This window comes from Phaeobacter piscinae (genome assembly GCF_002407245.1).
Classification (GTDB): Bacteria; Pseudomonadota; Alphaproteobacteria; order Rhodobacterales; family Rhodobacteraceae; genus Phaeobacter; species Phaeobacter piscinae.
In genome coordinates this window covers 3,588,649-3,607,181 of record NZ_CP010681.1, presented here as the reverse complement: position 1 = coordinate 3,607,181, position 18,533 = coordinate 3,588,649, and the positions used below count along the sequence as shown (strand labels likewise).

Sequence of the window (18,533 nt, the reverse complement as noted above, 5' to 3'; positions counted from 1 at the left end):
TCTGCGCCTCACGCGTCCCAATAGCATCGGCCCTTATTTGGCCTCTTGTTTCATCCCCAGCCTGGCTCAAAACCCAGACGACGTTCACGCACAGCGGATGTGTGTACTGACCGGCAACCGGAGCAGCACTGCCTCGCAGAAGGCAAAGTTCGGGATCGCGTTAACATCAACCGGCAAGCAAATTTGCAACGGTCGAATAGACGAACCAAATACATACACAATTGGAACAGGCCTGCCGTCTGGATTGATCCAGAAACACAGCAGGAGCGCGGTGCACGGAGCATTGAAATGCCTGTGTACCAGCGCAATCAGCGTCCTTGAGTCCCATCAAGGATACCTTGAGCAGCCTGTCCCCCCAGCGAGTGAATCGCTGTAACAGTGGTAGCAATTCGGAAGGGGTCGCAGCAACGAAACTATGATGTTGACTCAGGGATTGGTCGCAAAGAATCCCCTGCGCCCGCCGAGGTCGCATCAGCTGTGACCAAAATGCAAAAGGCGCCGCGGAACGCGACGCCTTTGTCATTTTTACGGCTTGTCGGGGGAGCGCTCAGCGCGGGTGCGATGGAATCAGCCGCTCCCTCGAATACCCGGTTTTAACCCAGCGCTTTGACGCGTGCGGTCAGGCGGGAGATTTTCCGCGCTGCAGTGTTCTTGTGGTAAACGCCTTTGGTCACGCCACGCATCAGCTCAGGCTGAGCAGCGCGCACAGCTTCTGCTGCTGCATCTTTATCGCCAGATGCGATGGCTTCTTCAGCTTTACGCAGGAAGGTACGGATGCGCGAACGACGGGCTTTGTTGACAGCAAAGCGTTTCTCGTTCTGACGGGCGCGCTTTTTTGCCTGAGGCGAATTTGCCATGGTGTAGGACCTAACTTTGGTTTCGTGTTTTCAATAGGCGCAATGCCAGCCGAACCCGGATCCGATCCACCGGTGTGATTCTAGCCAAGCGGGCTGCACGCGCATGTATGGCGGCGGGTAGTAACGTCAAACCCCGAGGAATGCAAGCCATGTCGGAGCTGCTCGCCCTTCCCGGTTCCCGCACGCTGCCGCAGTACCAACGGAAAACGGGCAGACGCCAGCGCCTGCCCGTTTCATATCTCGAAAAGAGACGCCGCAGATTGCGTCGCCACAGCCTGTGAACAGGCTTACTTGTCGCGGAACTGAGCTTCGCGCTTTTCCAGGAAGGCGGCCATGCCCTCTTTCTGATCCTCAGTGGCAAACATCGAGTGGAAAACGCGGCGTTCGAACAGCAGCCCTTCGTTCAGCGGCAGCTCATAGCTGCGATTCACGGTTTCCTTGACTGCCATCGCTGTCAGCAAGGATTTCTCGGCAATTTTATGCGCCGCTGCGGTGGCTTCATCCAACAACTTCTTGGCGGGCACCACGCGAGACACCAGCCCTGCGCGCTCAGCCTCTTCAGCGGTCATGAAGCGTCCGGTCAGGTTCATGTCCATGGATTTCGACTTCCCGACAAAGCGGGTCAGGCGCTGGGTGCCGCCGATACCAGCAATCACGCCAAGATTGATCTCGGGCTGGCCGAATTTGGCGGTATCTGCGGCAATGATGAAATCGCAAAGCATTGCCAGCTCACATCCGCCGCCAAGCGCGTAGCCTGCCACCGCTGCAATGATCGGCTTGCGGATCGCGCTGACGCGGTCATTCACGCCAGCAAACAGATTGGTTGAGAACACTTCGGTAAAGCTCTTTTCCGACATCTCCTTGATATCGGCGCCTGCGGCGAAGGCCTTCTCCGACCCGGTCAGGATGATGCAGCGCACCTTGTCGCTGGCGTCCGCCTCTTCCAGGGCAGTGCAAAGCTCACTCAAAAGCTCGGAATTGAGCGCGTTCAACGCTTCGGGCCGGTTCAGTTTAATTTGGCAAACGTGGTCCTGCACTTCGACGTTGATCGTCTCATAGGCCATGATAGTCGCTTTCGGTTGTTCCGTTCAGGGAAGAGTCATTATCACGCGACACATCGCATTCAAGCTATCTTTGGCATTTGCCACAGTAGAAGGAAGAGCGCCCCGACTGGGTGATCCGACCTATGGTACCATCGCATCCCGCCCGTCGGCAGGGCTCTCCCTCGCGGCCATAGACATCAAAGCTGTGCTGGAAATATCCAAGTTCTCCATCAGCTTGGCGGAAATCCTTCAGTGATGAGCCACCCGCCTTGATGGCATCCGTCAGCACGTCCTTGATGATCGGAACCAAGGCGCCAACCCGCAGCGCGGCGATCTGCCCGGCCTTGCGTTTGGGCGATATTCCCGCACGGAAGAGCGCCTCGCAGACATAGATATTGCCAAGACCCGCGATGATTCCCTGATCCAGAAGCGCCGATTTCACCGGCGTATTGCGCCCCTTGAAGGCCGCGATCAGGTGTTCTTCGTGAAAGCTGTTGCCAAGCGGTTCCGGCCCGAGAACCGCCAGAAGCTTGTGCTGATCCGCAGTGGCCGTCTCAAGCAGGTCCATAGCGCCAAAGCGGCGCGGATCGTTGAAGGTGATGCGCGCACCATTGTCCATGTCGAACACCACATGGTCGTGTTTCTGCGCCTGCGGGTGATCATGAACGAACTGGCCCAGAGGATCACCAGACACGGTCATACGCCCCGACATGCCAAGATGCACCAGCAGCGTCTCGCCGCTGTCCAGATCGGCCAGGATGTATTTGGAGCGCCGTCGCAGCGCGGTGACACGGCGCCCGGTCAGCCGTTCGGCCATACGTTCGGGAAAGGGCCAGCGCAGATCTGGTCGATTGATGGCAGCCTTTTCGATCACCGCCCCCTCCATCGCAGGGGACAATCCGCGGCGCACCGTCTCGACCTCGGGCAATTCTGGCATTACATCCCTCCTGACACATTGCACCAACATGGGGCCGAAGGGCCGCATTGTACCGCCCTCTCAGCGCCCTATAACTGGGGCGACACACAACAAACGGCAAGCCGCATGACCCAGAGATCTGAAGATACCACCCATTTCGGGTTTGAAACCGTGCCCGAGTCGGAAAAGGCGGGGCGCGTGCAGGGCGTATTCAACTCAGTCGCGTCAAAATATGACGTGATGAATGACGTCATGAGCATGGGCATCCACAGGATCTGGAAAGACGCGATGATGGACTGGCTGTCACCGCGCCCCGGTCAGCGCCTTCTGGATGTGGCCGGTGGGACCGGCGATATCTCGTTCCGATTCCTGAAGCGCGCGGGCTATGGCCATTCCACCGTACTGGATCTGACCGCGCCAATGCTGGAAGAGGGCCGCAAACGGGCTGAGGCCGCGCAGATGGCCGACAGTCTGGACTGGGTCACCGGTGATGCCATGGCGCTGCCGTTCAAGGACAATACCTTTGACGTCTACACCATCTCCTTTGGCATTCGGAACGTCACCCGCCCTCAGGAAGCGCTGAATGAGGCTTACCGGGTGCTGAAACCTGGCGGGCGGCTGATGGTGCTGGAATTCAGCCAACTGCCAAACCCGGCAATGCAGAAGGCCTATGACCTCTATTCCTTCAACGTCATTCCCCGCATGGGTCAGATGATCGCGAACGACTATGACAGCTATCAATATCTGGTCGAATCGATCCGTAATTTCCCGGATCAGGACACGTTCCTATCGATGCTGCGCGAAGCCGGGTTTGCCAACGCAAAATACCGCAACCTGTCGCTGGGCATCGCGGCGCTGCACTCCGGCTGGAAGATCTGAACCATGCGTGGCCCCCACAATATTATCCGCCTGATCCGCACAGGCGCCACATTCGAGCGCACGGGCGCCATGAATGTCGTACTGGATGCGTTTGAAGCGCCAAAACCCCTGCGCATTCTGGCCCGCACCCTTGGCTGGCCCTTCAAATGGCTAGGCTACAAGGGCGATCCCAATATGCCACCGGCCACCCGCGCGCTGACGGCGCTGGGGCCGGCCTACATCAAATTTGGACAGGTCCTGTCGACGCGGCCCGATGTGGTGGGCGATGATCTGGCGCTACAATTGCGCGTGCTACAGGACAAGCTACCGCCGTTTTCGCGTGCGGAAGCCATGGCGCAGGTTGAGCAGGAACTGGGTCAACCGGTCGAGCAGATCTATTCCGAGTTCAGCGAACCGATCGCTGCCGCCTCCATTGCGCAGGTCCATCGGGCGCGTCTGGTCGATAACGAACGCGAAGTTGCGGTGAAGGTTCTGCGCCCCGGCATCGAACGCGCGTTTCGCAAAGATGTGGACGCGTTCTACTTTGCGGCACGCATTGCCGACCTCTTTGCGCCCGGTGCGCGGCGATTGAAGCCGATGGACGTGATCAAACATTTCGATGGGGTTGTGCAAGGAGAGCTGGATCTGCGATTGGAAAGTGCGGCCGCCTCCGAGTTTGCCGCCAATACCAAGGACGACACCGGGTTTCAGCTGCCCCAGATTCTGTGGAATCACTCCGCACGCCGCGTGATGACACTGGGCTGGGCCGACGGGCTGCCGCTTGGTGACAACGCCGCGCTGGATGCCGCCGGACATGACCGTCGGGTGTTGGCGGAGCGTGTACTGTCGCTATTCTTGCGCCATGCCCTGCGCGATGGTTATTTCCATGCGGACATGCATCAGGGCAACCTAAAGGTCGCGGCCAATGGTGATATCATCGCTTATGATTTTGGCATCATGGGGCATATCGACGAATACACCCGCCGGGTCTACGCCGAGATTCTCTTTGGCTTCATCAAACGGGACTACAAGCGTGTCGCCGAGGTTCATTTTGAGGCCGGATATGTGCCTGCCGACCGCGATGTCGATGAATTTGCCCGCGCCCTGCGCGCGGTGGGAGAACCGATCTTTGGCATGGATGCCACCCATATCTCCATGGGGCGGTTGCTCAACTACCTGTTTGAGGTGACCGAGCGCTTTGGCATGGAAACCCGGACCGAGTTGATCCTGCTGCAACGCACCATGGTTGTGGTGGAAGGTGTGGCGCGGTCACTGGACCCCCATATCAACATCTGGGATTCGGCCCGCCCCGTGGTGGAGGATTACATCAAGAAATCCATCGGCCCCCGGGCAATCGTCAATGATTTGATGAGCACGGCCAAGGTGATGGCCCGTTTTGGTCCGCGTCTGCCCGCGCTTGTGGAACAGGCGTTGATCGCCCAGACCCATGACACCGATGACCGCAACCGCCGGTCCGGCAAGACGGGCTGGGTGCTACCGGGTCTCTGCGGTCTGGGGCTGGGGATGGCGATTGCTGTTGCTGCAGCCGCCTTCAGCTAGACCCATCAGCGCAGGCGGTTGAGCACCGAAAGTGACGGATAGCCATCCGGGGTCAGCCCCATGGCCAGCTGATAAGCGCGCAGGGCGGCGCGGGTCTTCGGCCCGATCCGCCCGTCCGCACCGCCGGTACCATAGCCCGCGCCAGTCAGCCGCTGCTGCAACTCGCGCCGTTCTTTAGAGGTCAGGGGGCGGCTGTCCTGCGGCCAGCTGGCGCGGATCGGTCCCGCGCCACGCAACCGGTCGCTCAGGTGCCCGACACCAATCACATAGGCATCCGCTGCATTATATCGCTCAATCACGGCGAAGTTTCTGTAGACAATGAAGGCAGCCCCCTGCGCACCGGCGGGCAACAGCAAGGCGCCCTTGCCATGATCCGGAAGGGCCCCGCCATCAGCGCGGGTCACCCCCAGCTGCCGCCAGGCCTGCGCGGATTTGGCGATTTTACGATCCGCCAGCGCGTAGTTGAACCCGGTCGGCAAGCGCACTTCCAAACCCCAGGGTTGGCCTTTGACCCAGCCGAAACGCTTCAGATAGGCGGCGGTTGATGCCAGCGCATCAGTGGGATCGTCGGACCAGATATCGCGTTTGCCATCCCCGGTGAAATCCACCGCATAGGCCAAATAGGAGGTCGGCATGAACTGCGTATGCCCCATGGCCCCGGCCCAGCTGCCGGTCATCGCCTCTGGCGTCACGTCACCCGCCTGAAGGATCTGCAAGGCTGCGATCAGCTGGCTTTCAAAAAACGCAGCGCGCCGGCCGTCAAAGGCCAGCGTCGCCAGCGACCGGATGATATCGCGCTCCCCCCGAAAGGTGCCGTAGTTGCTCTCCATGCCCCAGACTGCCGCGACGACCTCCCTGTCGACGCCATATTTGGCTTCGATGCGGGCCAATGTCTGGGCGTGCTCGCGCAGGGCAGCCTGTCCGTTGTCAATGCGCGCGTCGGACACGGCACGCTCCAGATAGGTCCAGATCGGGGTTACGAACTCCGATTGGTTGCCATCACGCTGTACTATCTTCGTATCGAATTTCAGACCTGCGAGCGCCCGATCCAGAGTAGCCTGCGACAGTCCTTCAGCCCGGGCGCGGGCGCTGAACGCGGCGATCCAGGCCTCAAAGGCGCGCTGCGTGGCCGGGGAGGCCCGAGGCTCCTCAGGTGTGGGGGTCTGTTGCGCCGGGCGTATCCGTGGCCGCAACGGGGTAGCTGCCACGCTCGATGGCGTCACCGGGCGGGCGGTTGGGCGCAAGGACACCTGCGGCGGTTGTGACGCCGCAATCTCAACAAGCGGTCCAGTGGCTGTGGGCAATGGACTGGCTGCAACGCTGGCATCGGTCGCCACAAGGGCCGCAAACATCGCTGCTGTCAGGGCTATGTGCCTGCGGGCGCCAAGATCATACTGCATCTTACACCTCATTTTTATCTGCTCTGCCTCAGTCTACCCCCATCCCTGCCTCGCTCAAAGCAGTGGCGTGCCGATGTGCGGAGGCTTGCCGACGTATCAAAAACACCGCGCTACCCCTCGGACGCATCAGGCTCCACGTCGGCCTGCGGCGCGCAGGCTGCACGGTCAGCGCGCATCTGAGCCAGCGCATCCCGCAGCATTGGCACCCGATGAGGGCGAAAACTGACGTCTGTGGCCTCAAACCCCGCAATTCGGTCAACGCGAAATACCCGCACGTCATCTCGCAATCCGCACCAGGCGATCAGCACGGTGGAGCGATCAAAATAGACCAAGCCAAGGGGTTTGACCTGTCGCTGGGTGACGGCGCCCTTGGCATCGCAATAATCCAGCCGTACCTCGACCTCATCCCAAGTCGCACGGCGCAGATCAGCCAGGGCGATCCCCGGCGGTTGTGGACGCTGAAACCGATAGGCAGACAAGACCGCATGTCGCAGCCGATGAGCCTGACGATTGGGCAGCCGCGCCTGCAGCTTGCGCAAGGCCTCAGCGGCGGCGTCGGCCAGCTCGGGATCACCAATCTGCTGCACCTCACGAAGGCCAAGAACCAGCGCCTCCAGCTCAGTGTCGCGAAACCCCATGGGCGGCAGCGCATTGTCCTCAATCAGGGTGAAGCCATAGCCTGCCTCGCCGTCGATAATCGCTCCCATTTCACGCAGGGTAGCGATATCGCGGTGAACACTTCGGGCAGAAATACCAAGGTCCTGCGCCAATTTAGCGGCGGTGTGAGGACCACCGCCCTGACGCAGCAGCTGCATAACCTGAAAAAGACGATGAGATCGGGACATGGCCCCATCATCTCTATCCCTGATGACAGTTTCTGTCATCAGCAACCTCTAGAACAGGGTAACGCATCTTCCCAGGAGCCAGATTGATATGACCCGCCCCTTTGCCAGCGCTGAAATTTCTGCCGTTTTTGATCAGGCGCCACCGGGCACGCGGGAAGGCCTGTTGCGATTGCGCGCGCTGATCTTTGATGTGGCTGAAAGCGATCCGGATGTCGGACCGGTCACGGAGACCCTGAAATGGGGGCAGCCCTCCTATGTCGCGGCGCGTGCCGGGCTGGGCACCCCACTGCGTCTGGGCCGGTCCAATCAGGCGCGATTTGCGTTGTTGGTTCACTGCCAAAGCCGGGTAATCGACAATTTTGCCAATCGTTTTCCGGCTTGGGACAGATTCGACGGAACCCGTGGCGTCCTGTTCAACCGTGTCGAGGAGGTGGAACCTCTGCGCCACGGCTGGCTGATCCGCCACGCATTGACCTATCACAAATCCAAGGCTGCTGCGGACCGGGCCCGCAGGGACCCGGACCGGTTCAACTAGGGCTGCAAGGCGCAGTCAAATCAGCTGCGGCGCTTGCGTTCCACCTTGCGCTTGATCTTGCTGCGCTTGGCCTTTGCCTTAGCGGATTTGCGTTTCACAGATCGACCCGCCGGGCTGCGCCGCCCGCCACCGCCGCCCGCTGGCATCGGTTTGTCCTCGATCGACAGCAATTCCAGTTCCAGCCCTCCGGTCACCGGAGTGGCCTGTGCCAGACGCACCTTTACCCGCTGGCCGATGGCGATGATCAGGCCGGTATCAGCGCCCATCAGGGTTCCGGCCTCGGCATCGAAATGGAAAAACTCCCGCCCGATAGAGCGCACCGGCACCAGACCATCAGCCCCGGTCTCATCCAGTTTCACAAAGGCGCCAAAGCGGGCAATGCCGCTGATACGCCCCTCAAATTCATTGCCGACCCGTTCCGCCAGATAGGCGGCAAGATAGCGATCTGTGGTGTCCCGTTCGGCCATCATCGACCGGCGTTCGGTCTCTGAAATATGGGTGGCAGTCTGTTCGAGCCGTTCGATCTCGGCACTGTCCAGCCCGTCATCACCCCAACCATGAGCGGTGATCAGAGCACGATGCACGATCAGGTCGGCATAGCGGCGGATGGGTGAGGTGAAATGTGCGTAATTTCGCAGGGCCAGACCGAAATGGCCGAAGTTCTCCGGCCCATAATAGGCCTGCTGCATGGATCGCAGGGTGGAGATATTGATCAGCTCCGCATCATCGGTCCCGGCGGCCCCGTTCAGCAGCGCATTCAGGTGGCGGGTCTGCAAGACCTGCCCCTTCGCCAACGACAGACCGGCGGCACGGGCGGTCTCACGCAACGCTTCCAGCTTCTCCGGTGCCGGTTCCTCATGCACGCGGAACAACAACGGCGTGCGCTTCTTGATCAGGGTTTCCGCGGCTGCCACATTGGCCAGCACCATGAATTCCTCAATCAGCTTATGCGCGTCCAGACGGTCGCGGAAATTCACCGAAACGACTGTGCCCTTCTCATCCAGGACGATTTTGCGTTCCGGCAGGTCCAGATCCAGCGGCTGGCGCTCTGCCCGGGCTTTGACCAACGCAGCGTAGGCGGCGTAGAGCGGCTTGATCACAGGCTCCAGGAAGGGGCCTGTGCGATCCGTTGGCGCGCCATCCATCGCCTCTTGCACCTCAGCGTAATGCAAGGATGCCGCCGACCGCATCAACCCCCGCACAAAGCGATGAGCGATTTTATTGCCATCTACATCAATTTGCATCCGCACCGCGATGCAGGCCCGCGGCACCCCTTCGTGCAGACTGCACAGGTCACCTGACAACCGGTCCGGCAGCATCGGCACAACTCGATCCGGGAAATAGCTTGAATTGCCACGTTTGCGCGCCTCGCGGTCCAGCGCTGACCCCGGCTGCACATAGGCGGCGACATCGGCAATCGCGACCCAGATGACATGGCCACCGGGGTTTTTGGGATCATCATCGGCATGGGCATAGCAAGCGTCGTCATGATCACGCGCATCCGCAGGGTCGATGGTGACCAACGGCAGATCCCGCAGATCTTCACGTCCCTTCAGACCCATCGGTTTGGCGGCATCAGCCTCGGCGATGACCTCATCCGGAAAATGGTCAGGGATACCATGCTGATGAATCGCAATCAGCGACACCGCCTTGGGCGCCGATGGATCGCCCAGCCGCTCCACCACGCGGGCGCGTGGCAGGCCAAGGCGCGATTTCGGTCCGGCCTGTTCTGCCTCAACCAGTTCGCCGTCGCGCGCGCCGTGGGTGGCGTTTTCCGCAACGTCCCACTCCGTGGAGGCGGATTTGTCGATGGGCACGATACGCCCGCCTTCGTCACCCTTGCGGAAGATCCCGATCACCCGGCGCGGATTGGTGCCGATGCGGCGGATCAACCGGGCCTCGTAGTGATAATCGGCATCCTGAACCACGGTTAGACGGGCCAAAATGCGGTCCCCCTCGCCCAGCGCGGGGTCTGATGCGCGCGGCATCACCAGAACGACAGGTTCGACCCCTTCCCCATGCCATTCCAGCGGCCGTGCAAAAAGATCGCCATCGCCATCCGGCGCTTTGATTTGCAGAACGCTGACCGGGGGCAGGCGCTCAGGGTCGCGGTAGGTCTTTTTACGCTTTTCCAGATGACCTTCAGCCTCAAGCTCTTTGAGGATCCGTTTCAGATCGATCCTGTCGGAGCCTTTGATGCCGAAAGCTTTGGCGATGTCGCGTTTGGAGGTATGGGTCGGATGGGCTGCGATCCAGTCGAGGATCTCGGCCTTGGAAGGAATACGGGTCATATGCCTGAGCTACCACGCCCAGCCCCCAAGGTCATCGTGAAAAGCACGCCGCAGACGTCATTGCCCGGGCGCGCGCTGTTCAGGTATCAGTTTCTATATTCGATCAGCCTTGATCGAAATAATCGCGCAGGATGCGGCCATAAATCGACTTCAGCTGATGGATCTGGGCAATTTCGACCCGTTCATCGACCTGATGCATCGTTTTGCCAACCAAACCCACTTCAACCACCGGGCAGTGATTTTTGACAAACCGCGCGTCAGAAGTGCCGCCAGTGGTGGACAGTTCAGGTTTGCGACCGGTCTCGGCCTCGACTGCGGCGCTGACAAGATCGGACAGCGGCCCCGGCGGCGTGATGAAACTCTCGCCGGAGATTTTGATCTCAACCCCGATATCAACATCGAAATCGCTTGCGACACGCGCCGCTTCTGCGCGCAGCCAATCGCTGAGCGCCGCGCCGGAATGAGCATCGTTGAAGCGGATATTGACCGTGGACCGCGCCTGCGCCGGGATGACATTGGTCGCCGGGTTGCCGGTATCGATGGTCACCACCGCAAGGGTAGAGGCATCAAAATGATCCGTGCCCTGATCCAACTCGTGGCTGGCAAGGCGGTCCATCAGGCGCACCATGGCATTGAGCGGGTTCTTGGCGCGGTGGGGATAGGCCGAATGACCCTGCACGCCGGTGACTGTGAACCAGGCGGACAGTGATCCACGACGTCCGATCTTGATCATCTCCCCCATCTCATTGGGGCAGGTCGGCTCTCCCACCAGGCAGACGTCCATTTGCTCACCCACGCGATCCATATGGTCCAGCAACGCGGTCGTGCCATCGATGGCATCACCTTCTTCGTCGCCAGTGATGGTCAAGAGAATCGCCCCCTCAGGCGGTGTGGTCTGCACCAGATCGACAGCCGCAGCTACAAAGGCGGCAACGCCGGATTTCATATCCGTCGCCCCTCGCCCATAAAGAAAGCCGTCTTTCTCCTCAGCCCCAAAAGGGTCAACGGTCCAGGCGGCGGTGTCGCCAACCGGCACCACATCGGTATGGCCGTTGAAGCCCATGGTGCGGGGATGGCCCTTGTCACCCCAACGGGCGATTAGGTTGCTGACCTCGCCACGATCCACACGGGTGCAGGTGAAACCAGCCGCACTCAGCACCTTGTCCAGCAGGACCAGCGCTCCGCCCTCCTGCGGCGTGACAGAGGCACAGCGGATCAAATCGGCGGTCAGCTGTTGCGGGTCGAGTGGCGAATGCGTCATTTGGGTCCTCCGGATATGGGCCGGTGCGTCTCTGGCCCTGGTCTGCGACCACTGGCTACCCCGGTTTGGGCCATGGTGCAAATCTCCACGACCTACGAGGGTCGATCCCACATGCCCGCTCCACCGCTCGAAAACCCGAGAGCCTCGGCAACCAGTTTGTGGCGCAAATGCCGCGCAGACCTGCGTTATTCCGCCGTGCCGTCCAAGCGGGCCGGACAAACCGACGGTGGAAATGTTAATGAAATCTTAATTACGACTCGAGGCAGAGCATCAGATGCTGTGGAACCACCGTAACAGCGGGGCCACAGGGCAGACAGGGCAGAGCGTTATCTCATTCTCCCTATAGGAGAGAGAGACGCAACTGGCAGCCGCCGTAGCGGTGCCACGATCCTGGACCATGCGGTGCCTCATCGTGCAGAGATGGGACAGAGCAATGGTTGCAGCATCCGAGCTGACATATAATATCAACGCGACTGCGGAACAGATGGCCGAGACCATCTTTGGCGACAGCGTGCAGGTGGTAAACGCCAGCTACACCGGCGACACCCGCGCCTCGGCGATTTATTCCGACGGTGACACAATCGCACCCGGCGCGACGCCCTCCGATACCGGCATCATCCTCTCCACAGGCCAAGCCAGCGCCTATACCAACTCCACTGGAGAGGCCAATCAGTCCAACAATCAGACCACTGCCAGCAATGGTCCGAATGGAGATCCGGCCTTCAATGCCGCAGCGGGCACACGGACGTTCGACGCCTCCTATCTGGATGTGACCTTTGTGCCCGATGGCTCCGTCATGACAATGCAGTTTGTCTTTGCCTCTGAGGAGTACCCTGAGTACCAAGACTCGGTGTTTCAGGATTTCGTCGGCGTTTGGGTCAATGGCCAGATGGTGAACTTGGAGATCGGCAATGGCGACGCTGATCCGGGCAATGTGAACTCCGGCAATAACTCCAACATCTACCTCGACAACGCCAACGACGATTACAACACCGAAATGGACGGTCTGACCGTCACCATGACGCTGACCATGCAGGTCGATCCCGGTGTGGAAAACACCATACGGATCGGTATCGCCGATGTGTCGGACGGCAGCTACGACAGTAACCTGCTGATCGCCGCCGACTCGGCGCAGACCGAAGTGATCGCGGAAACAGATACTGTCCGCGTTGACGCCAATGGATCGCGGGTGGTCAATGTACTGGCCAATGATACCAACAACTCTGCAACGGCACTGACCATCACACATATCAACGGCACCGCAGTGGTTGCCGGAGATGTGATCACGCTGGGCACCGGCCAGCAGGTCCAGCTCAATGCAAATGGCACCTTGACCCTAATCGGTGATGGCGATGTGGAAGACTTCGCCTTCACCTATACGGCCAGCAATGGCACCAACAGTGATGTCGGCTATGTGGAGGCAACAAGCATTCCCTGTTTTGTGGCCGGCAGCCGTTTGCTGACAGACCGGGGACTGGTCCCTGTCGAAACCCTGCAACCCGGTGATTTGGTCATGACCCGCGACGATGGGTTGCAACCCCTGCGCTGGATCGGCTCGCGGCAGGTACAGGCGCGAGGGCGTTTTGCACCGATCCAGATCAGGGCTGGTGCCCTCGGCGATCATGGTGACCTCTGGGTGTCGCCGCAGCACCGCGTGCTGCTGAGCAACGGGATGGCCGAAATGCTGTTTGGCGCGCATGAAGTCCTGGTCGCGGCCAAAGATTTGGTCAACGACCGGTCGATCACACGTAAGCCCGGTGGCGAGGTCACCTATGTCCATGTGCTGTTCGATGATCATCAGCTGGTCATCAGTGAAGGTTTGGTGACCGAGAGCTTCCTACCCGGACCGCAAACCAGTCGGCAGTTTGACCTTGGTGTCCTAGAGGAATTGCAAGCGCTCTTCCCGGACCTCGACCCCCGCACCGGCGAGGGCTATGGCCCGGCAGCCCGCCCCAGTCTGCGCAGCTACGAGGCGCGTTTGCTTTCAGCCACGCTTGGTGAGCGCTGATCTGATGAGTTGGGTGGCGGCACATAGCATCGACCGAAAGGGGGTCGCACTGGCGATGCGGCAGAACATCTGCAGTCCTGCCCGCCCCGACGACGCCCTGATGACAAGGGGCAGCCTCTGTCTGGATTTATCTCTGAATGAGTCGCGCCCAAGCGGTGATCTGCTTCTGCTGGAGCGAACAATAAAGGATCCAGAGGACTGGCCCCTCCTGCTGCGTGTGAAGCGAAATCTGGGCCGTGACATCACGCTGACCCTTTGCCAACCGGGCTGCCAACTAGAGCACCGGATCATTGCCGGCACCGCTCCGAGCACCGAAAGCGATGCAGCGCGGCTGATCTATTCCTGGGACAGCCTCTTGCGCTGGGGGCGGTTGGCGCTGATGACCGGTTCGGGCGGAAACATCGCGACCGTGGAGATTTCATCCCCTCCACCATTGCGGGTACGGGACGCAAAAACACTGCTGTCGCTGCTGCCAGCCACGGCGGAGGTCTGCGGGCTGCGGGCCGTTTCGCTGAACTCCGACATCGTGCCATTAACGCCGCTTGCCGGGCTGATACCAGAGACAAAGATTGCCACCCCCGATGGAGAGACATCGCTGGGACAGCTGCGGCGCGGAGATCTGGTGCTGACACCCGAGGGCGATGCCGTGCCTGTTCTGCATCGCATCGACCGCCGCGTCCCAGCCACCGGTCACGATGCCCCCATGCGTCTGAGGGCGCCATTCTTTGGGCTGACTGAGGATCTTTTGCTGGCGCCACAGCAGCGGTTGGTGATTTCCGGCACGGATGTGGATTACCTCTTTGGTCGCCCGGATGTTCGCCTGACAGCGGAGATGCTTCAGGGAACTGCGGTGGCCGCACCAACGACGGTTGCGCTGCACAGCAGACCTGACGGTCCTTGCCCATTGATTGAACTGACCCAACTGATACTGCCACGTCATCAGCGCTTCATCGCAGCGGGCACGGCCGTCGAAAGCCTGTATTTGGGTCGCCTGCGAAGAAAGCGCAGCGCCTATGAGGCCAGCGCGCTGTCCCATCTGGATCGCAATACACTCCCCGAACATGCCATGGATCCAGCCCCATTATTGCGCAGCTTTGATGCCGCAGTTTTGGCAGAACGGCGCATCGCCTGACTGCGACACTTGCCTGAGGCTTTGGGACATTCTAAGGACAAAACGAATGATGTCTCATGGGGTTCTATCGTTCCGTTGCGCCGCTTCTTTGCTCCTTTTGTCCTGATCTACCTGTTGTGGGGGCTGGCGGCGACTGCCGAGACCCTGACCGTCAGCACCGTAACGCGGCCTCCATTTTCGATGATGGAAGGGGACCGTGAGACCGGGTTTTCCATTGATCTGGTGCGCAGCCTGACTGACCGGTTGGGGTGGGATTATCAGCTGATCCGCGCCGATACCTTTGGCGAGATGCTGGAAATGGTGCGCACGGGTGAGGTGGATATGGCGGCGGCCAATATCTCCATCACCGCAGCGCGCGAAACCGATATGGATTTCAGCCACCCCATCTTTGAGAGTGGTCTGCGGATCATGGTGGCGGCGGCTGATGTGCGTTCACCCTCGCTGATCCGGGTGCTGTTCTCCGCTGATCTGATGATTGCGATCGCAATTGCGGTCGTCTTGCTGATGGGGGGAGGCATGCTGATGTGGGGGCTGGAACGGCGCGCACAACCCTATTTCGACCGCCCTCTGAAAGAGGCCTGGTTCCCGTCGTTCTGGTGGGCATTGAACCTCGTCGTCAACGGCGGGTTTGAGGAGCGGGTCCCGCGCACGCCGATCGGGCGGATCTTTGGCGTGATTCTTGTCGTGTCCTCATTGTTCGTGGTGTCTCTCTTCGTTGCCAAGATCACCGCCGTTATGACGGTTGAGGCGATCAGCGGATCGATCAACTCTGTCAATGACCTCTATGACAAAGACGTCGGCACCCTCGCTGAGTCCACAGCCGCCCGCTTCCTCGAGCGGCGCGATATCAGCTATCGCGGGTTCTCGGATCTGGCCTCACTGCTGAGCGATTTTGAAAGCGGCAATACACGGGTTGTGGTGTTCGATGCCCCCGTACTGGATCACTATATGGAAGACAACGGTCGCCTGCATGGGCGCGCGGTTGGTCAGGTGTTCCTGCGCGAGGACTATGGCTTGTTGCTGCCGGACGGCTCACCACATCTGGAAGAGATCAACCGCGCCCTGCTGGCCCTGCGCGAAAACGGCGAATATGGCGACATCTACCGTAAGTGGTTTGGCAAGGCGCCCTGACCACACGTGACCAGGGCGGCCTGCATCAAGCCAACCCCAAGACCGCGCTATGTCAGGGACGCCAGAGGTCCGCCCGCCATCAGTGCAGAGTTGCAGGCCCGTCCTCAAAGAACGGCGTCATCTGCGCGACAATCACCGAATTCTCGTCCAGCGCCCGCTGCATCAGCGCCCGCTCTTCGTCCGAGATGTCTTGATCCTCGGCCTCACGGTCAGCCAAAGTCCCATAGCCGGTGACATCCAGCGGCGCTGTGTCGGCCTGCTTCAGGATAGCAACGGTTTCACGCACGGCCTCAGCCTCATCAACGCCGGAGGCGTAGATCATCAGGGCTGCACCAGTGGCCCCTTCGGGAAGGCCATCACCTTCCTTGCGCCCGATCTGCACCACAAGCGTGTAGACCTGCTGACGGGAGATTTTCTTTTTTTCCATGCGCTCGCCATATCCCTGTGACGGGGGTTTGGTCAATACAAGCCAAACTGCCGCGCGCAGCAACGCGCCCGGTCAGTAGCGGCTGCGCATCTGATAGCCCGGATGGAAACTCATCCTGACAAAAGTCACCGGCTGCGCCTGAAACCACGTCGTGCGCTCCATTTGAAACAATGGCGCAGCAATCGGACAAGCTAGGTATTCGGCAAGCGCCGCATCCGCAGCAATTGCCCCAAAGCTGAGTTCCGCCGTCGAAAACGGCACCTCGGCCAATAGCCATTCATTAGGCCCGACGGTACTGAAGTCAGCCGCAGTAACGCCGGGCACAGCGGCAATATTGATCCAGCGATCTTCGAACTGAAACGGGTGATTGTCACCGTAGTGCATCGCACGGATGTGCAGCACCGGGGTGTCAGCCGCCAGCTGAAGCTGCGATGACAGCCATCCCGGCGCCGGGACCTCCTCCCGGTGGACCAGCGCATAGCGGTAATTAGCGTTGCGATCCTCGACCAACTGGCGGGTCAGGGTGATTTCGAGCTTGGCTTGTTTCACGGGTAACACTGCCACCCGTGTGCCGCTTTTGCGTTTGCGGTCAATGATGCCGCGATCTGCCAGTTCCCGCAGCGCGCGGTTTACCGTGGCGCGGGCGCAGCCAAATTCTTCTGCAAGCTCCTGCTCGGTCGGCAATAGATCACCCTGCCCCCAGACCCGGTCCTGAATGCGTTTCAGCACCTCATCACGGACGTCCTGAAAGCCGGTTTTTGTCCGCTCTGTCATGCCTCTACCCCTCTTGTGCCCTGCTCAACCGCTGCCACAGGCCATCCTGTGCCGCAACCCCATGTGTCACAGCCCCACCTGTCAAAGCGCTCTCAGCAGCGAAGCCACGGCAGAGGTATAGCGGGCGATGATCTGTGCACGGTTCGCATGGCGCCCGCCGGTCACAACATGGCGTCCCGCCGACCAGACATCGCGAACGACAGAATCATCAGCAGCAAAACACAGCCCATCCAGCAACTGATCCGGACGCAATGCGCAGAGCGCCACATCGGTTGTGTCAAAGGCCATCAGATCCGCCAATGCGCCAACCTCAAGACGGCCGGCGTCACGTCCCAGAGCCTGAGCGCCCCCGCTGGCTGCACCAAGATAGAGGGCCGCGCCGACCGATCCCTCCCCTGGCGCCATCACATTGCGGGCGAGATCGCGTAGCCGTTGCGAATATTCCAGCAACCGCAGTTCCTCGCTGAGGGAAATTCTGACATTCGAGTCCGACCCCACACCAAAGCGACCGCCACCGCTTTGGAACAACCCGCCATTAAACGGCCCGTCGCCCAGATTTGCCTCGGTGATCGGACAGAGCCCAGCCACCGCACCGCTGCGGGCCAGATCATGGGTTTCCTCCTCCGTCATATGGGTTGCGTGGATAAGACACCAATCCGTGTCGACCGCGCAGTTGTTCAGCAACCATTGCACCGGTCGCTCTCCCAGCCATCCGCTGATATCTGCGACCTCCTGCGGCTGTTCAGCGATGTGGATATGAACCGGGCTTCCCGCACGCAGTGTGAGCACCTCGGCCAATTCCTCCGGCGCGGTCGCACGCAGTGAATGGGGCGCAATGCCGACCCGCGCGTCCGGCGGCAAATGCTTACGCGCAGCAGTGCGACAGTCGGACAGAAGATCTGCGTAGCGCGCCACATCATTGCCAAACCGCTGCTGCCCACCGCTCAAAGGGACCTGCCCCGCGCCACCGTAGGTATACAGCACCGGAAGATGGGTCAGCCCGATTCCGGTCAAATCCGCCGCCGCAAACACGCGATTGCTCAGCTCTCCCAGCGCCTCGTAGGGCTGACCTCCCGGCTTGTGATGTACATAGTGGAATTCCCCGACTGACGCATACCCCGCTTCCAGCATCTCCATGAAAACAAGCGCGGCAATCGCCTCGTACTGCTCGGGCGTCAGGTGGTCGACGAATTGATACATCAGCTTGCGCCAGGACCAGAAGCTGTCCCGGCCTGATACGCGGGTTTCGGTCATTCCAGCCATCGCCCGCTGGAAACTGTGAGAATGCAGATTGGCCAATGCCGGCACCAATGCTCCGACCCGATGGTCCTGCGGCTGCACAGCCGCACCGGGCTCAAGCGTTGTGATCTTTCCCGCCTCAATCGTGAGGCGCAGATCGGTGACCCAGCCCTGAGGCATCCGCGCGTGATGTGCAAAAATTGTCTGCATCAGATCCTCTTATGTATAGACATAATGATGTTAGATTCATACATTA

Annotated in this window: 16 protein-coding genes; 6 read left to right on the top strand and 10 right to left on the bottom strand. The window is 60.3% G+C overall.

The window, feature by feature from the left end:
• Positions 1–593: 593 nt before the first annotated feature.
• The 3 genes from rpsT to mutM all read right to left on the bottom strand — a co-directional run bounded on the left by rpsT (position 594) and on the right by mutM (position 2,837).
• The gene (rpsT, locus tag phaeop14_RS17145; RefSeq protein WP_040174909.1) at positions 594–857 is read right to left on the bottom strand and encodes a 30S ribosomal protein S20; all 264 of its coding nucleotides are present in this window, start codon (positions 855–857) and stop codon (positions 594–596) included.
• A 287-nt stretch (positions 858–1,144) separates the two neighbouring features.
• Entirely contained in the window at positions 1,145–1,921 is a 777-nt protein-coding gene (locus tag phaeop14_RS17140) for an enoyl-CoA hydratase (protein ID WP_096790185.1), read from the bottom strand.
• A gap of 64 nt (positions 1,922–1,985) precedes the next feature.
• On the bottom strand, positions 1,986–2,837 hold the full coding sequence (gene mutM, locus phaeop14_RS17135) for a bifunctional DNA-formamidopyrimidine glycosylase/DNA-(apurinic or apyrimidinic site) lyase (RefSeq protein ID WP_096790184.1): 852 nt from the start codon (positions 2,835–2,837) through the stop codon (positions 1,986–1,988).
• A 105-nt stretch (positions 2,838–2,942) separates the two neighbouring features.
• Between mutM and ubiE the strand changes: the two genes are divergently transcribed.
• Positions 2,943–3,695, top strand: coding sequence for a bifunctional demethylmenaquinone methyltransferase/2-methoxy-6-polyprenyl-1,4-benzoquinol methylase UbiE (gene ubiE / locus phaeop14_RS17130; RefSeq protein WP_024099010.1), 753 nt, complete (start codon positions 2,943–2,945; stop codon positions 3,693–3,695).
• 3 nt (positions 3,696–3,698) lie between these two features.
• Positions 3,699–5,234, top strand: coding sequence for a 2-polyprenylphenol 6-hydroxylase (ubiB, locus tag phaeop14_RS17125; RefSeq protein WP_040174916.1), 1,536 nt, complete (start codon positions 3,699–3,701; stop codon positions 5,232–5,234).
• A gap of 5 nt (positions 5,235–5,239) precedes the next feature.
• Here the strand turns inward: ubiB and phaeop14_RS17120 are convergent, their stop codons facing one another.
• Together phaeop14_RS17120 and phaeop14_RS17115 are read right to left on the bottom strand one after the other, a co-directional pair.
• Positions 5,240–6,634, bottom strand: a complete 1,395-nt coding sequence (locus tag phaeop14_RS17120; protein ID WP_096790183.1) for a lytic murein transglycosylase — start codon at positions 6,632–6,634, stop codon at positions 5,240–5,242.
• A gap of 110 nt (positions 6,635–6,744) precedes the next feature.
• Positions 6,745–7,479, bottom strand: coding sequence for a helix-turn-helix transcriptional regulator (locus phaeop14_RS17115; RefSeq protein ID WP_096790351.1), 735 nt, complete (start codon positions 7,477–7,479; stop codon positions 6,745–6,747).
• Positions 7,480–7,567: 88 nt separating this feature from the next.
• On the opposite strand from phaeop14_RS17115, the gene phaeop14_RS17110 reads away from it, so the two are divergent.
• Positions 7,568–8,014 carry a DUF1801 domain-containing protein gene (locus phaeop14_RS17110; RefSeq protein WP_040174920.1) on the top strand — a complete coding sequence of 149 codons (447 nt, stop codon included), beginning with the start codon at positions 7,568–7,570 and terminating at the stop codon, positions 8,012–8,014.
• A 20-nt stretch (positions 8,015–8,034) separates the two neighbouring features.
• On the opposite strand, the gene rnr is transcribed toward phaeop14_RS17110, so the two are convergent.
• Together rnr and dapE are read right to left on the bottom strand one after the other, a co-directional pair.
• On the bottom strand, positions 8,035–10,305 hold the full coding sequence (gene rnr / locus phaeop14_RS17105) for a ribonuclease R (RefSeq protein ID WP_096790182.1): 2,271 nt from the start codon (positions 10,303–10,305) through the stop codon (positions 8,035–8,037).
• A 103-nt stretch (positions 10,306–10,408) separates the two neighbouring features.
• Positions 10,409–11,566 (bottom strand): succinyl-diaminopimelate desuccinylase, encoded by a 1,158-nt coding sequence (gene dapE, locus phaeop14_RS17100; protein WP_040179115.1) that lies wholly within the window; start codon positions 11,564–11,566, stop codon positions 10,409–10,411.
• Between the two features lie 433 nt (positions 11,567–11,999).
• On the opposite strand from dapE, the gene phaeop14_RS17095 reads away from it, so the two are divergent.
• The 3 genes from phaeop14_RS17095 (at position 12,000) to phaeop14_RS17085 (ending at position 15,837) form a co-directional block, all read left to right on the top strand.
• Positions 12,000–13,574 carry a Hint domain-containing protein gene (locus phaeop14_RS17095; RefSeq protein ID WP_096790181.1) on the top strand — a complete coding sequence of 525 codons (1,575 nt, stop codon included), beginning with the start codon at positions 12,000–12,002 and terminating at the stop codon, positions 13,572–13,574.
• A gap of 100 nt (positions 13,575–13,674) precedes the next feature.
• Entirely contained in the window at positions 13,675–14,706 is a 1,032-nt protein-coding gene (locus phaeop14_RS17090) for a Hint domain-containing protein (RefSeq protein ID WP_244905787.1), read from the top strand.
• Positions 14,707–14,781: 75 nt separating this feature from the next.
• Positions 14,782–15,837, top strand: a complete 1,056-nt coding sequence (locus tag phaeop14_RS17085) for a transporter substrate-binding domain-containing protein (protein WP_040179111.1) — start codon at positions 14,782–14,784, stop codon at positions 15,835–15,837.
• Positions 15,838–15,916: 79 nt separating this feature from the next.
• Here phaeop14_RS17085 and phaeop14_RS17080 read toward each other — a convergent pair whose 3' ends face one another.
• The 3 genes from phaeop14_RS17080 to phaeop14_RS17070 form a co-directional block, all read right to left on the bottom strand.
• Complete coding sequence (locus phaeop14_RS17080) at positions 15,917–16,264, bottom strand: hypothetical protein (protein ID WP_040174930.1); 348 nt, start codon at positions 16,262–16,264, stop codon at positions 15,917–15,919.
• A 72-nt stretch (positions 16,265–16,336) separates the two neighbouring features.
• A complete protein-coding gene (locus phaeop14_RS17075; RefSeq protein ID WP_096790180.1) occupies positions 16,337–17,038 on the bottom strand; it encodes a GntR family transcriptional regulator in 702 nt (233 codons plus the stop codon).
• An 81-nt stretch (positions 17,039–17,119) separates the two neighbouring features.
• Positions 17,120–18,487, bottom strand: a complete 1,368-nt coding sequence (locus phaeop14_RS17070; protein WP_096790179.1) for a formimidoylglutamate deiminase — start codon at positions 18,485–18,487, stop codon at positions 17,120–17,122.
• Positions 18,488–18,533: the final 46 nt, after the last annotated feature.